Origin of the sequence: Streptomyces beigongshangae, from assembly GCF_019710745.1 — a bacterium.
GTDB classification, from domain to species: Bacteria; Actinomycetota; Actinomycetes; order Streptomycetales; family Streptomycetaceae; genus Streptomyces; species Streptomyces beigongshangae.
The window spans coordinates 23,543-35,676 of record NZ_JAHKJW010000011.1; the positions used below are offsets into that span (position 1 = coordinate 23,543).

13 protein-coding genes and 1 pseudogene are annotated in these 12,134 nt (G+C 73.9%); 4 read left to right on the top strand and 10 right to left on the bottom strand.

The window, feature by feature from the left end; all coding sequences use genetic code 11:
- Positions 1 to 145: 145 nt before the first annotated feature.
- Positions 146 to 448 carry a hypothetical protein gene (locus KM933_RS10730; RefSeq protein ID WP_221350651.1) on the top strand — a complete coding sequence of 101 codons (303 nt, stop codon included), beginning with the start codon at positions 146 to 148 and terminating at the stop codon, positions 446 to 448.
- Positions 449 to 521: 73 nt separating this feature from the next.
- On the opposite strand, the gene KM933_RS10735 is transcribed toward KM933_RS10730, so the two are convergent.
- The 5 genes from KM933_RS10735 to KM933_RS10755 all read right to left on the bottom strand — a co-directional run bounded on the left by KM933_RS10735 (position 522) and on the right by KM933_RS10755 (position 4,628).
- Positions 522 to 1,769: a hypothetical protein gene (locus KM933_RS10735; protein ID WP_221350975.1), complete on the bottom strand. Its 1,248-nt coding sequence runs from the start codon at positions 1,767 to 1,769 to the stop codon at positions 522 to 524.
- A gap of 166 nt (positions 1,770 to 1,935) precedes the next feature.
- Positions 1,936 to 2,091: a hypothetical protein gene (locus tag KM933_RS10740; RefSeq protein ID WP_221350653.1), complete on the bottom strand. Its 156-nt coding sequence runs from the start codon at positions 2,089 to 2,091 to the stop codon at positions 1,936 to 1,938.
- 77 nt (positions 2,092 to 2,168) lie between these two features.
- Positions 2,169 to 2,678 carry a mycothiol transferase gene (locus KM933_RS10745; protein WP_221350655.1) on the bottom strand — a complete coding sequence of 170 codons (510 nt, stop codon included), beginning with the start codon at positions 2,676 to 2,678 and terminating at the stop codon, positions 2,169 to 2,171.
- Between the two features lie 288 nt (positions 2,679 to 2,966).
- On the bottom strand, positions 2,967 to 3,356 hold the full coding sequence (locus tag KM933_RS10750) for a hypothetical protein (RefSeq protein ID WP_221350657.1): 390 nt from the start codon (positions 3,354 to 3,356) through the stop codon (positions 2,967 to 2,969).
- A 348-nt stretch (positions 3,357 to 3,704) separates the two neighbouring features.
- A complete protein-coding gene (locus tag KM933_RS10755) occupies positions 3,705 to 4,628 on the bottom strand; it encodes a MurR/RpiR family transcriptional regulator (protein ID WP_221350659.1) in 924 nt (307 codons plus the stop codon).
- A gap of 122 nt (positions 4,629 to 4,750) precedes the next feature.
- On the opposite strand from KM933_RS10755, the gene KM933_RS10760 reads away from it, so the two are divergent.
- Both KM933_RS10760 and KM933_RS10765 read left to right on the top strand, forming a co-directional pair.
- The gene (locus tag KM933_RS10760) at positions 4,751 to 5,470 is read left to right on the top strand and encodes a ribonuclease H family protein (RefSeq protein WP_221350661.1); all 720 of its coding nucleotides are present in this window, start codon (positions 4,751 to 4,753) and stop codon (positions 5,468 to 5,470) included.
- 126 nt (positions 5,471 to 5,596) lie between these two features.
- Complete coding sequence (locus KM933_RS10765; RefSeq protein WP_221350663.1) at positions 5,597 to 5,791, top strand: antitoxin; 195 nt, start codon at positions 5,597 to 5,599, stop codon at positions 5,789 to 5,791.
- 66 nt (positions 5,792 to 5,857) lie between these two features.
- Here KM933_RS10765 and KM933_RS10770 read toward each other — a convergent pair whose 3' ends face one another.
- From KM933_RS10770 to KM933_RS10790, 5 genes are all read right to left on the bottom strand, one after another.
- Positions 5,858 to 6,784, bottom strand: a complete 927-nt coding sequence (locus tag KM933_RS10770) for a hypothetical protein (protein WP_308013335.1) — start codon at positions 6,782 to 6,784, stop codon at positions 5,858 to 5,860.
- 217 nt (positions 6,785 to 7,001) lie between these two features.
- Positions 7,002 to 7,658, bottom strand: a complete 657-nt coding sequence (locus KM933_RS10775) for a thioredoxin-like domain-containing protein (RefSeq protein WP_221350665.1) — start codon at positions 7,656 to 7,658, stop codon at positions 7,002 to 7,004.
- A gap of 87 nt (positions 7,659 to 7,745) precedes the next feature.
- Positions 7,746 to 8,144 carry a hypothetical protein gene (locus KM933_RS10780; RefSeq protein ID WP_221350667.1) on the bottom strand — a complete coding sequence of 133 codons (399 nt, stop codon included), beginning with the start codon at positions 8,142 to 8,144 and terminating at the stop codon, positions 7,746 to 7,748.
- Positions 8,145 to 8,243: 99 nt separating this feature from the next.
- The gene (locus tag KM933_RS10785; protein ID WP_221350669.1) at positions 8,244 to 9,479 is read right to left on the bottom strand and encodes a damage-control phosphatase ARMT1 family protein; all 1,236 of its coding nucleotides are present in this window, start codon (positions 9,477 to 9,479) and stop codon (positions 8,244 to 8,246) included.
- 20 nt (positions 9,480 to 9,499) lie between these two features.
- On the bottom strand, positions 9,500 to 10,906 hold the full coding sequence (locus KM933_RS10790) for a S1 family peptidase (protein ID WP_221350670.1): 1,407 nt from the start codon (positions 10,904 to 10,906) through the stop codon (positions 9,500 to 9,502).
- Positions 10,907 to 11,155: 249 nt separating this feature from the next.
- On the opposite strand from KM933_RS10790, the pseudogene KM933_RS10795 reads away from it, so the two are divergent.
- Positions 11,156 to 12,097, top strand: a pseudogene (locus KM933_RS10795) (alpha/beta fold hydrolase); the annotation flags it as partial.
- Between the last annotated feature and the right edge of the window lie 37 nt (positions 12,098 to 12,134).

Genomic DNA, 12,134 nt, shown 5'->3' on the forward strand with positions numbered 1-12,134 from the left:
GCTACTCGCACGAGCGCCAGTATGACGCCGGAACCCGGCGGAACACCCCGGCCGGACCGATGTGCCTCCCGGACGGGATGCGCCTCCCGGGTGAGGAGCCGGGCGGGGCCGTGTCCGCGGGCGCCCCGCCACCGTTGCTCACGGCATGATCCCCACACGACGTATCGTCGCCGCCGTCGGCCTCGCCCTCAGTGTCACGGGCATCGCCGTACCGGCGGCGAGTGCCGCCACGGTCCCCCAGGCGGGAAAGCTGGACCTGATCGGGAATCTCGACTCGATCGCCGTGAGCGACCTCCCCGCCGAGCACCGGGACGAGGTCCCGAAGATCCGCGACGGGGTGAAGGGCCTCGGCCAGCTGAAGGGCGGTCTGCGCCAGCTGGAGCAGCTGCACCAGGTGACCGGCCTCGCCGCCCCCGTCACCGGACTCCTCCCGGCCGTCCAGGCCTGAGCCGCGTACCGGACGAACCGCCCCGCCCGCGGGTGCCTCCTCCCGGCCGGGAGGAGGCACCCGCGGGCGCACGTCAGCAGATGCTCTGCGAGCTGTTGACGAGGGTGTTGTTGCGGAAGGTCGTGTTGTCACCGCACGGACTCTCCCTGATCGCGGAGTTGGTCACCGTCAGGTTCTGGACGGTGATGTCCGCGTTGTTGGGGAACTCCGAGCGTGCGGCCAGCCGGATCTCGCCGCCGCCCGTGACGCTCCCGCTCTGCGCGGCGAGGTTCACGTTGTAGCAGTTCTCGATCAGGATCGCGTTGTTGCCGGTGTTCGAGAGGGTGATCCGGTCGATGGTCGCGCCACCGCTCTCCGATACGCAGAACACGCCCCGGCCGCCCCCGCGCGCGACGACCTCGCCGACCCGTACGTTGGTCGGGTAACCGCTGCCGATCCGGCCGTTGCGGTTGGCCATCCGGAAGGCCGCGTAACCGGTGCCGGTGCCCGCGCCGTCCGCGTCCACCTTCGTGACGGTGGCGTTGACCGTCTGGTTCAGCAGCAGGCCCGACTCGCCCACGTTGCGCGCGGTGACCGTGCCGATGGTGATGCCGTCGACCCCGTACGTCTCCACGGCATGGCTGCTCGCCCCGGACACGTACACGCTGTCGATGCGGACGTTGCGGGTCCACTGGCTGGTGTCGCCGCGGTTGTCGATGCGCACGCCGAGACCGGCCGACAGGCGCATGTCGATCTGGCCCAGCACCACGTTGGTGACGTTGCGCATGAAGATGCCGTACAGCGGGGCGCCGGTGACGTTGAGGTGCTGGACCTCGATGTCCCGTACGCCGCGTGCGTAGACCGGTGCCTGGTCGCCCGAGCCCGAACCGGTGACGTTGATGGTCCCGCACACGTCGAGCACGGTGTAGCTCGGCAGGGAGACCCGCGACCCGGCGCCGATGCTGCCCGAGCCGCGTACGACGACCCGCTCCTTCGAGGTACGGCCCGCCGTGAGGCTGCCGACGGCCGCCTGCATCGCGGCCCGCATGTCGGTACCGGTGTACACGACGGAGCTGCCGCGCCGGGCGGTCCACGTGCTGCCGCTCAGGGTCGCCTCGGCGTGGTAGGAGCCCTCGCCGCAGGCCGCCGCCGTCTGCGGCGGGGCCGCGTCCGCCGGGGCTCCGCCCGCCGGGGCCGCGCTCGCCGGGGCCGCGCTCGCGGGAGCGGTGAGCAGGGCCGCCGCCGTGACCAGGGTCGTGGCACAGGTCGCCAGGACACCGGCCCGCCGTCCGGGGGCCCGTGGGGTGGAGCGAGTGAGGTGAGGTGCGGCTCCGCGTCCCATCTCGTCTTCCTCCTGTGTGGGGGTTGGTGTGGAGTTCATGCGGGGGTTCGTACGAAGGTCCGCCGCTTGCCCGGCAGACGGCCGCAGCAAGCGTTTTCTACGGCGGGCCGTGAGTGTGGCAAGGGCTTTCTACGCCGTCAAGGGGGTGGTGGGACACAGGAGCCGGTCACCTCTCGCGGCGCATGAGGGGAACGAACAGCGCGCGCAGGTCAACGGAGGCGCGGGCGGCGCGGTAGCCCGTCCTCCGGGCCCGGTCCGCGTCGCCCACCCGCCCGGGCCGCCGGTGCGCCTCCGCGACCGCGAGCCCGGAGTCACGGGTCACCGGCGCCGCCGCGCCACCCCGTTGTGGATCAGGACCAGGACGGCGACGGCGAGGTCGCCTCCGGGATGTGCATCACCTCAGCGGCCGGTCGGCAGACCTCGTGCGAAGGCGGCCTGGCCCACGTGCTGCAGGTCGTCGGAGAGCACGCTGACCAGGCGGGCGCCCAGGGTGACGGCCGGGGTCCAGTTCTCGTCGACGATGCGGTCCAGGTCGTCGCCGCTCAGGCCGTGCAGGGCCCGCAGGGTCTGCTCGTGCACGGCGTCGTGGTAGCCGGTCAGGAGGTCGCCCGCGTCCACCCGCACCTTTGCGACCTGCTCCGAAGTGTGGCCGTAGCCCGTGTCGTCCTGGGGGAGCGCCAGTGCGAGGCGGTCCGCCCAGCCGCCTTCCGTCCAGACCTGCTTCAGGCCGAAAGCGTCGGCGACGTGGTCGTCCTGGACGCGGGTGAGGTGCCAGACCAGCCAGCTGATCGAGTTGGCGCGGCCATCGGGGCGGGCGTTGAGGTCGCCGGGGGAGAGGCCGTCGACGACGGCGTGCACCTCGTCCTTGATGCGGCCGTATGCCTCGACCAGAAGGTCCTTGGCTTCCATGGGTTCCTCCGCGCTCCTCGTGGACACCTGTCCCGGCCAGTGTCCACCGCGGCACCGGGGGGCGCCCCGGTGCCGGGCGGAGTGCGGCGCGGGGGGCGGCTCCTCGCAGGCCGGAACGCCGCCGCCGCCAGGGACCCCCGCGCCGGCGGCTTCGGGTTCGCCGGGCCTGGCGCGGGTGGGGGTGGACGGCACTCGGTGTGCTCCCGCCGGGGAGTCGGGTGCCCCGGATGGCGTGGATGGTGCGGATGGCGTGGATGGTGCGGGCGGTCGCGTGCCGGACCGGCCCGGTCAGTGGCCCTGGCGTGCGTGGTGGCTCTCCACGAGGGCCTGGGTGATCACGCGGACGCCCCGGGCGATGTGGTTCAGCTGCGTGAGTTCGGCCGCGTACAGCTTGATCGTGTGCTCGATGACGGACTCGGGCATCCCCAGGGCGGGCAGTTCGGCGCGTGCGCTGTGCATCGCGGTGCGCACGACCCGGATCTCCTGCTGGAGCTGGATCTGCGCGTGCCGGGCGAGCAGGACGGGCTGCCGGATCAGCAGGGGATAGCTGCCGTAACGGCCCGGCACCAGCTCGCGCAGCCACTTGGCGGCCGACCTCTCCCAGTCGCGGTTGCCGGGCGTCTTGACCTGACAGGGCCAGTCCGTGCTGATGGGCGAGTACGTCAGGGACATGGGCATCGCTTCCGAGGTGGCCGGCGGGCGGTTCTGGGCGTTCTTGGCGGCCCCGGCCCAGGGGAGTGACCGGGGCCGCCACGGGCGTGCGCGAGCGGTGCCCGTCCTGCGCCCGGGGCGGTGCGAGGCGGGTGCGCCGTTCCGGGCCGGCCGGGACCCCACCGGATCCCGATCAGCGAGAAGTATTCATATATACCGTCCGGTAAGCAAGGGTATGTAAAAATTCATGTCCGGATGGGACTGGATTTCGTCTTGCGGAACGACGTCATCGCAGACCGTCGGCACCACGCCTCGTCGGCACCGCGCCTCCTCATCACCGCGGTCCGTCGCCCCCGGGGCGAGACGGGCGGGGAGTCAGTCCTTGAGGAAGAAGGCGTGCTCGTCCGCGACCTGTTCGTAGTCCTCCAGGCGGGCCTGCGTACGCTCGGGATCGGCGTCCGTCATGGCCTGGAGCAGGGCCGCGGACAGCACGGCCGGCGCGGCGTAGGAGTCGAAGACGAGCCGGGAGCCCGTGCCGGTGGCGAAGACGACGTCGGCCTCGTCGGCCAGCGGCCCGAGCCCCAGGTCGGTGACCAGGGCCACGCGCAGACCGGCCCGCCGGGCGACGCGCACGGCCGTCAGCGTCTCGTACGCGTGCCGGGGCATGGTGAAGGCCAGCACCCAGGTGCCGCCCGCCTCGCGCGACTGGAGCAGGGCGTCGTAGGCGACGCTGCCGCCCCGCGTCACCAGCCGGACGTCGGGGTGGATGCGCCGGGCGGCGTAGGCGAAGTACTCGGCCAGCGAACCGGAGATCCGCAGCCCGAGGACGGTGAGCGGGGCCGACCGGGACAGGGCGCGGCCGGTCTCGAGGACCCGCGCCGGGTCGGCGAAGTCGCGGCGCAGGTTCTCCAGGTTGTCGATCTCGGCGTCGACGGCGGCTTGGAGTTCGTTGGGCCTGGTCTCCTCGGCGGCGTCGGGTGTGCCGGCGAGCTTGCTGAGCGCGATCGACTGGAGGTGCTCCCGGAGGGCGGGGTAACCGCTGAAGCCCACCGCGGACGCGAAGCGGGTCACGGAGGGCTGGCTGACGCCGACGCGGTCCGCCAGATCCGTGATCGACAGGAAGGCGGCCTCGGCGATGTGCTCGACGAGGTACTGCGCGATGCGCCGCTGCCCGGGGGACAGCCGGGGCCCGTCGAACAGGGCCCGCAGCCGTGTCGTGGGAGCCGCCTCCGCCTCCGCGGCCGGCTTCCCGGGACTGATCGCGGACGCCTGCGCCCGGGCCTGCTGCGGCGATGGCACCGATGCGCCTCCTTCACGTCCCACGGTGCTTCAACATAGCCCACGGACCACAACCGGCGACCCGCCCCCGGGGCGCCGGACCCGCCCCCCTCCCCGGCGGGCGTTCCTGGCATGATCTGCCCATGGCTGAACGCGTGATCGCCGCATGTGACGGGGCGTCGAAGGGAAACCCGGGCCCCGCAGGCTGGGCCTGGGTCGTCGGGGACGGATCGGGTACCCCCACCGAATGGGAGGCGGGCCCCCTCGGCACCGCGACCAACAACGTCGCCGAACTGACGGCGCTGGAGCGGCTGCTGACGGCCGTCGCCCCGCACGTGCCGCTGGAGATCCGGATGGACTCGCAGTACGCGATGAAGGCGGTCACCACCTGGCTCCCCGGCTGGAAGCGCAAGGGCTGGAAGACGGCGGCGGGCAAGCCCGTGGCCAACCGGGAACTCGTCGTCCGGATCGACGAACTGCTCGACGGCCGCTCGGTGGAGTTCCGCTACGTGCCCGCGCACCAGGTCGACGGCGACCCCCTCAACGACTTCGCGGACCGGGCGGCGAGCCAGGCCGCGTTCGTCCAGCAGCCCGCGGGCAGCGGGCAGGGCTCCCCGGAACCGCCGAAGTCCCCGGCGGCCAGGAAGGCGGTGCCCGCGAAGAAGCGCGTGTCGTCCCCGGGGTCCTCCTCGGCCTCTTCCTCCTCGGCGTCCTCCTCCGCGCGGACCTCCGCCGGCTCCTCGCGCACGCTCAAGGCCAAGTTCCCGGGCCGGTGCCGCTGCGGCCGCCCGTACACGGCGGGCGAGACCATCGCGAAGAACCCCGACGGCTGGGGCCACCCGGAGTGCCGTACGGAGGCGTAGGAACGCGGCTCCCGAAGGGTGCCCGTCCTTCCGGTCCGCGGCTCCGGGCCCGTCCTCCGGGATGCGGAACCCGCCGCCCGCGGTGACCCTGGAAGCAGCGGGGCGAACCGATCAGGAGGACGACCCATGTCCGTCATGAACAAGCTCAAGGACATGCTGAAGGGCCACCCGGACCGGACGGGCAAAGGCATCGACAAGGCCGGTGACGCCGTCGACGACCGGACACGGGGAAAGTACAGCGGGCACGTCGACACCGCGCAGGACAAGCTGCGGGACCAGTTCGGCGGTGACGGCCGGGACGACCGGCCGCCGCGGACCTGAACACCGTGGCGCGCGGCCGGGCCGGTCCCCTCCACGGGGCCGGCCCGCCGTTCGCCTGCTCCGGGGTCAGTGTCCGCGGTTCTCCGGGGAGCGGCAGGTGACCGTGGGGCCGGCCAGCATGCCGCCGGTGTAGAGGCTCTGGCCCCGCGGCATCCAGTACCCGAGCTTCGAGACGATGCTCGTGCAGGCGTCCGCCACCCTGGCGCGGACGATCACCGTGGAGGGCCGGCCCGGCTGGAGGTCGGTGAGGGCGCAGTCCAGGGCGTACATGCTGCGGGCCGTCGACGGATGGCGACCGGTGAGCGGATTCACACAGCGGGCGTCGGACGTCGTCAGCTCCACCCCCGAGGACTCCTCCCCGATGAGTCCGAAGCGGGCGCTGCCGTCGCCCGCGTCGCTGTCGCGCGAGACGGTGTACCGCAGCGTGGTCGACGCGTGCGGCCGCAGCGTCCGCCGGTCGACCTCGATGCGGTGCGTGGGTACCGGCTTGGGGTCGGTGAGCGTCAGTTCGGCGCGGACCGTGCCCCGCAGGTCGACACCGGCGGGCGAGGAGCGGACGTGCACCGTGCCGGTGACCTCGTACGTACCGGGGCCGGGGTTCTCCCTGCCGCCGGGCAGCGGTCCCGTGGCGACGGTCCGGCCCTCCCGGCGCAGTGTCCAGGTGCCCGAGGTCAGACAGGCGTACCGGACGGACGCGCCGGCGCGCCGGCAGGTGGCCGGGGCCGACAGCGACGTCCCCGCACCCCCGCCGTTCGCGCAGAGGCTGACGGAGGCCCGCTGCCCGCCGGGACCCCTCAGGGTGCCCGCGGGGGCGCAGACGGTCGACGCGGCGGGCGGCTCCGGCGCCCGGTGCCGGGGGGCCTCCCCGGCCGGCTGTCCCACCGTGGTCCAGCCCGCGGCGGCCAGCACGGCCGCCGCGGTCAGCAGCAGGGACGTTCCGCGCGGGGGCGTTCTGCGCGCGGGCGTTCCGCGGGGTGTGGGGCGTACCGGCACGGGGTTCCTCCTCGTCGCGGCGGCGAACGGCCGGCTGCCGGTCGCGTTCGCTCGTGATCTGTTCGCGTCCGGTCGTGTCCGGTCGCGTGCGTCGAGGAGAGGATGCGGGAACGCCCGGCGGCCCGGCCGCTCCCACGCCGGGCGGGCCGCGCCGGGGCGGGCGGTGTCGCCCGTACGGGCCAGGCCGCGCCCGGCCGGTCAGGTCGCGTCCGGCCGGTCAGGCCGCGTCGACGCCGTTGGTGCAGGCGGCCCCCGGCTCGGGGGTCTGCGGGCCCTGCACGTACTTCGTGAGGAACTGCCGGACCCGCGGGTCGGACGCCTTCTCCACGGTCAGCTGCTTGCCCCAGGCCGACAGCATGAGAGCGCCGGCCTGGTCCTCCACCGGGCTCATCAGCGTGTACGGCGTCCTGCCGACCTTGTCGGCAAGGGTCTTCACGTCGGCGTCCGCCGCCTTGTCGTTGTACGTGATCCAGACCGCGCCGTGCTCCAGCGAGTGCACCGCGTTCTCGTTCGGTATCGCCTTCGTGTAGACCGAGCCGTCACACGTCATCCACGCCTGGTGGTGGTCGCCGCCGACCGGTGGGTTCATCGGGTACGACACGGACTTCGTGACGTGGTTCTGGGACAGCTTCTTCGCGTCCCAGGTCTTCTCGCCCCGGACGGGCTTCTTCGCGGCCGCCTGCTGCCGCGCGTCCTTCTCGTTCGCGTCGTTGATGTAGTACGCGCCGAAACCGACGAGCCCGGCGACGATGGCCGTGCTGACCGTGATGGTCAGGATGCGGTTCCTGCGTTCGCGGGCCTTCTCGGCACGGCGCATCTCCTCGATGCGGGCCTTGCGGGCCGTCGCGGCCGACTTCTTGCTGGTCCTGCTCATGGGAAGGCGTTCCTTGTCCCCGCCGCGCCGGGTCTCCGGGCGGCGGTGGGTGAGGGTCGGACGGACGTCGTGGTGCGGGACGCCGGTCTAGATCCGCTGCACCTGCAGGACATGGAGGTCGGGGGCCCTGTGAGTGGGCGGCCGTACGGGAAGGTACGGCACGGCGGCCGGCCGGGCCGCGTACGGCATCCGGGGTGCCACCGCGGGCAGGGGGTGGGCCCCCGCCGGCAGTACGGCGCGCGCCTCGCGGGTGGGCAGACCGCAGCACCGGTCGTGCTCCGCGGGGGAGCCGAGCCGGTCATGGGCGACGGAGACGGCGGCCACCGGCACGGGAGCGGGGTCCGGAGCCGTCCGGTCGTGCGCGGACACGTACACCGGACACGCCACCAGTACCGCCACCAGCACCGCGAGCAGCACGGCCGGCGCGGAGCACGGCGCCGCGTCCCGTGCGACGCGGCGCGCTCCGTGGGGCGTCCGGCTGCTCATCAGGGTGATGGTATGCGGTGCCCGCGCCGCCGCCGCCGCGGGCCCAAGGAACGACGGGGCACGGCCCCGCCCCCCCCGCCCGCGGAGCGCGGCGAACGGTCAGGTCCTGACCTGGACGAGGGCGTGCGTCCCGCTCGTGCGCCAGGCCCCGGCGTCCGCGTCCAGCCGTGCCAGGACGGCCGGTGCCAGTCCGGTCACGACGTCGCACTTGAGCGTGCGCAGCGCCGCCACCGGGCCGGGAAAGTACGCGGTCGCCCCGGCGAACGGCGTGGTGGCCGGCCAGTGCCGGTCGCCGACCAGACGGCGGTAGTTGAGGTCGCCCTTCATCACGGTGAGCGTGGCGGACGCGAAGTCCTCCCGCAGGTCGGCGGGCATCCGGTCGTAGGAGTGGGGTGCGCAGGAGAACGGGTGGGCGCGCAGGACCAGCCGTCCGTCGCCCACGGCCCGCCGCAGCCGCGCGCCGGTCGCCGACGCGTGGCCGGAGGCCCCGGCCAGACGGTCGAGGCAAGCGAGCGCGTCGGCGGTGGTGGCGTCGGAGACGTAGTACGGATACGGCTTGAGGTGCAGGACCACGCGGGCGGCCCGCCCGGTGGTCAGCAGGTGATCGGCGAGGACCAGGTCGGGGAGCAGTTCCGGGCCGGCGTTGTCGGCGACGAGACAGACCTTCCCGGGCCGGCCGGCCGCGAGGACGTCCCACAGCACGGGCGAGTCGTCGACGACGAGCCCCGGCACCCTGTCGCCCGGTCCCGCCTCACCCGTGTCCAGCCGGAAGCCGAGGTCGGCGCGGTTGCCCCAGAGGGAGGAGAGCAGGAGCGTGCGGTCCCGCTCCGGCGGCGTGAGACCGGCGAGGCGGTCGAGGGCGGAGAGCTCTTCGTCCACCCCGGCGCCCGCCAGTTCGGCGTTCTTGAACGGGGCGAAGGGGTCGATGCCCCGCCACGGGCCCGGCGTGAAGTACCGCAGCGCGGCCAGGAGCCTGCGGTAGAAGAAGCTCTCCGCCCACAGGAACGGCACCTCCGCCCACTGCCGCCCGTAGTGGGGCGCGTCCCGCCACCACGCGGCATCCGGTTCGCCGTCGTCCAGCCGTCCGACCGTCCCCTGCGTGATCTCCTGGAGGAGGACGTCCAGCGCCCGCTGGAGCTCCGGCGGGTACGGGGTGGCCCGCCGTACCCGCTCGACGACGGCCGGGTGCCGTTCGTCCAGCACGCCGCGGGCGAAGGAGCCCGGGGTGCCGACGACGACGGGAGCCCGGTGGTCGGAGGCTCGGTGGTCGGATACCCGGTGGTCGGAGGCTTGGTGGTCGGGGGCCTGGTGGAGGTCGTCACGGGGGCGTGTCATGGTCCCAGTAAACGCCCCGGTCAGCCCCAACTCTGCGAGTACTGGCTGCGGTAGCGCCTGCGGCCCCGCTCCGAACGGATGCGCAGCGCCACCAGCGCGAGCAGGCTCCCCGCGACGACGAACAGCCCGGGACCGAGGTTCCGGTAGTCCCCCAGCCGCTCCAGCGCCGAGGACGCACGGTCGGTCCGGCCCTCGGGCACCGTGTCCGCCGGGCCCATGGCCCCCGGCGGGACCGCGCCGCCGGGGGCGGTCGCGGAGGTGCCGGGCGGTACCGCGGCGCCGTCGTCGGTGCCGTCGGTGCCGTCGGACGGGGGCGCGGCCCGGCCGGCCGCCGCGGGGTCGCTCGCCAGCTTCACACCGAGCGAGTCGAGCGCCCGGGTCACCGGCTGGAAGAACGTCGTACCGCCGCTGGTGCAGTCCCCGCTGCCGCCCGAGGTGACGCCCAGGGCCAGGCCGTCGGCGAACATCGGGCCGCCGCTGTCGCCCGGTTCCGCGCACACCGTGGTCTCGATGAGGCCGGTGACCGTGCCCTGCGGGTAGTTGACCGTGGCGTTCAGCCCCGTCACCCGGCCGGACCGCAGACCGGTCGTGCTGCCGCTGCGGAAGACCTGCTGGCCGACGGCCGGGTCGGCCGCCCCCGTGATCCGTACGCCCCGGCCGCCGCCGACGGCCACGACGTCGGCGCCGCTGAGGGCGGTGCCGGGGCCGTACCGCACGAGCGAGAAGTCGCCGCCGGGGAACGAGCCGGAGACGGTGTCCCCGACCTGACGGTTCCCCTGCTGGTCCGAGAACCACGTCGTGCCGACGGGACCGCAGTGGCCGGCGGTGAGGATGAAGTTCTCCCGGCCGTTCGTCACGTTGAAGCCGGCCGAACAGCGTCCCGAGCCGGCGAAGAGCGCGTCGGCGCCGTTCAGCCGCGGGGTGAACGTGCCCTTCGTGCGCTCCATGCGCACCGACGCGCCGATGCCCTCGGCCACCTCGGTCAGCCGCGCCCACTCGGCCGCGGAGACGGTGCTGTCGGCGCGCACCACCACCTGGTTGGCCGCGTAGTCCAGCGCCCAGGAGGTGCCGGCCACCCTGGGCGCGGCCTTCAGCACCCCGGTGGCCGACCTGAGGTCGCGCATGGTGTGCCGGACGACCTTGGCGACGGCGCCGGCGTCGCGTACGTCGGCCGCGGCCCTCTCGTCGGTCACCGCGACGACCGGACGCCCTTCGGCGTCGATCCAGCTGCCCGCCGTACGGGAGGTGCCCAGTTCGGCGACCAGTTCCTGGCCCGTCCGCGCGGCCCGGGTCTCGGCGCCCGCGGTCCGCGGACCGTCCGGCGTCCCACTCGCCACGGCATGCGAGACCATCAGCCCTCCGCAGGCCAGTCCGCCGATGGCGGCGAACCGTGCGATCCGCTGAACATTCCGTCGTGCATGCCTCATCCACGGCTCCCGTGCGACTGTCCTGACGCGACTGTCCTGACACAGCGTCACTTCCGTGGGCCTCCCGCGAGGTGGACGCCCTCCTTCAGTACGTGCCGCCGCGCAGTCCGGTTCACCGGGCCGCGCGGGCGTTCGGAGTCGGCGGGAACCCGCCCTTCCCCGGCCGGTTCTGCCGGAACGGCAACGTCCTTCCTTCCGGTGCGGACGCCCCGATGACCGGGAGCAGTGGAATCCGTTCGAGGAGGGCACATGCCGCAGGACACCGGCCCGTTCACCCCGGCGGGCGCCACGCACCGGCTGGTCGACGTTCCGGGTGGCCGGATCCACCTGGTCGAGCAGGGCACCGGACCGCTGGCCCTGCTGGTGCACGGCTTCCCCGAGCTCCGGCACTCCCGGCGCCACCGGCTCCCGGCGCTCGCCGCGGCGGGCTACCGCGCGGTGGCCCTCGGCGTACGCGGCTACGGGCGCTCCTCGGCCCCCGACGACGCCGGGGCGTACCGGATCGGAGCCCACGTCGAGGACAACGTGGCGGTCGTCCGCGCGCTCGGCGAGGAGAACGCGGTGGTCGTCGGCCACGACCGGGGCTCCACCATCGCCGCCGGCTCCGCTGCTCAGGCCCGACGTGTTCACCGCCGTCGGGACGTCCGGTGTGCCGTACGCGCCCCGGGGCGGCATGCGGCCGTCCGACGCCTTCGCCATGATCGGCGGGAAAGAGGAGTTCTACGTCCGCTACTTCCAGGAGCCGGGCCGGGGGAGGCGGAGATCGAGCAGGACGTGCGCGGGTGGCCGGCCGGCTTCTACGCCACGCTGTCCGCCGGCACGGGGCCGGCGCCGGGGGAGGGCCCGGTCTTCTTCGTCCCGGAGGGCGGCAGGCTCCGCGACCGGTTCGTACCGGCCCGCCCGTCCTGGCTGACGGACGGGGAACTCGAGTTCTGCGCGGCCGAGTTCGAGCGGACCGGCCTCACGGGGGCGCTCAACCGCTACCGGAACATGGACCGCGACCGGGAGGACCTCGCCGCTTTCGACGGCGCACCTCTCACCCAGCCGTCGCTCTTCGTCGCCGGTGCACTGGACGCCCCCCTGAGCCGGCTGGCCGACGCGGTCGAGGCGTTCCCCGTCACCCCGCCCGGCCCGGTCTCCTCCCACCCCGTCGAGGACTGCGGCCACTGGGTCCAGCAGGAACGCCCCGACGAGGTCAACCGGATCCTGACCGACTGGCCGGCGTCCC

Excerpts from the sequence above, each read along its gene's own strand:
- KM933_RS10730 (WP_221350651.1), top strand. The coding sequence starts at position 146 with ATGATCCCCACACGACGTATCGTCGCCGCCGTCGGCCTCGCCCTCAGT.
- KM933_RS10735 (WP_221350975.1), bottom strand. The coding sequence starts at position 1,769 with ATGGGACGCGGAGCCGCACCTCACCTCACTCGCTCCACCCCACGGGCC.
- KM933_RS10745 (WP_221350655.1), bottom strand. The coding sequence starts at position 2,678 with ATGGAAGCCAAGGACCTTCTGGTCGAGGCATACGGCCGCATCAAGGAC.
- KM933_RS10750 (WP_221350657.1), bottom strand. The coding sequence starts at position 3,356 with ATGCCCATGTCCCTGACGTACTCGCCCATCAGCACGGACTGGCCCTGT.
- KM933_RS10760 (WP_221350661.1), top strand. The coding sequence starts at position 4,751 with ATGGCTGAACGCGTGATCGCCGCATGTGACGGGGCGTCGAAGGGAAAC.
- KM933_RS10765 (WP_221350663.1), top strand. The coding sequence starts at position 5,597 with ATGTCCGTCATGAACAAGCTCAAGGACATGCTGAAGGGCCACCCGGAC.
- KM933_RS10775 (WP_221350665.1), bottom strand. The coding sequence starts at position 7,658 with ATGAGCAGGACCAGCAAGAAGTCGGCCGCGACGGCCCGCAAGGCCCGC.
- KM933_RS10780 (WP_221350667.1), bottom strand. The coding sequence starts at position 8,144 with ATGAGCAGCCGGACGCCCCACGGAGCGCGCCGCGTCGCACGGGACGCG.
- KM933_RS10785 (WP_221350669.1), bottom strand. The coding sequence starts at position 9,479 with ATGACACGCCCCCGTGACGACCTCCACCAGGCCCCCGACCACCAAGCC.
- KM933_RS10790 (WP_221350670.1), bottom strand. The coding sequence starts at position 10,906 with ATGAGGCATGCACGACGGAATGTTCAGCGGATCGCACGGTTCGCCGCC.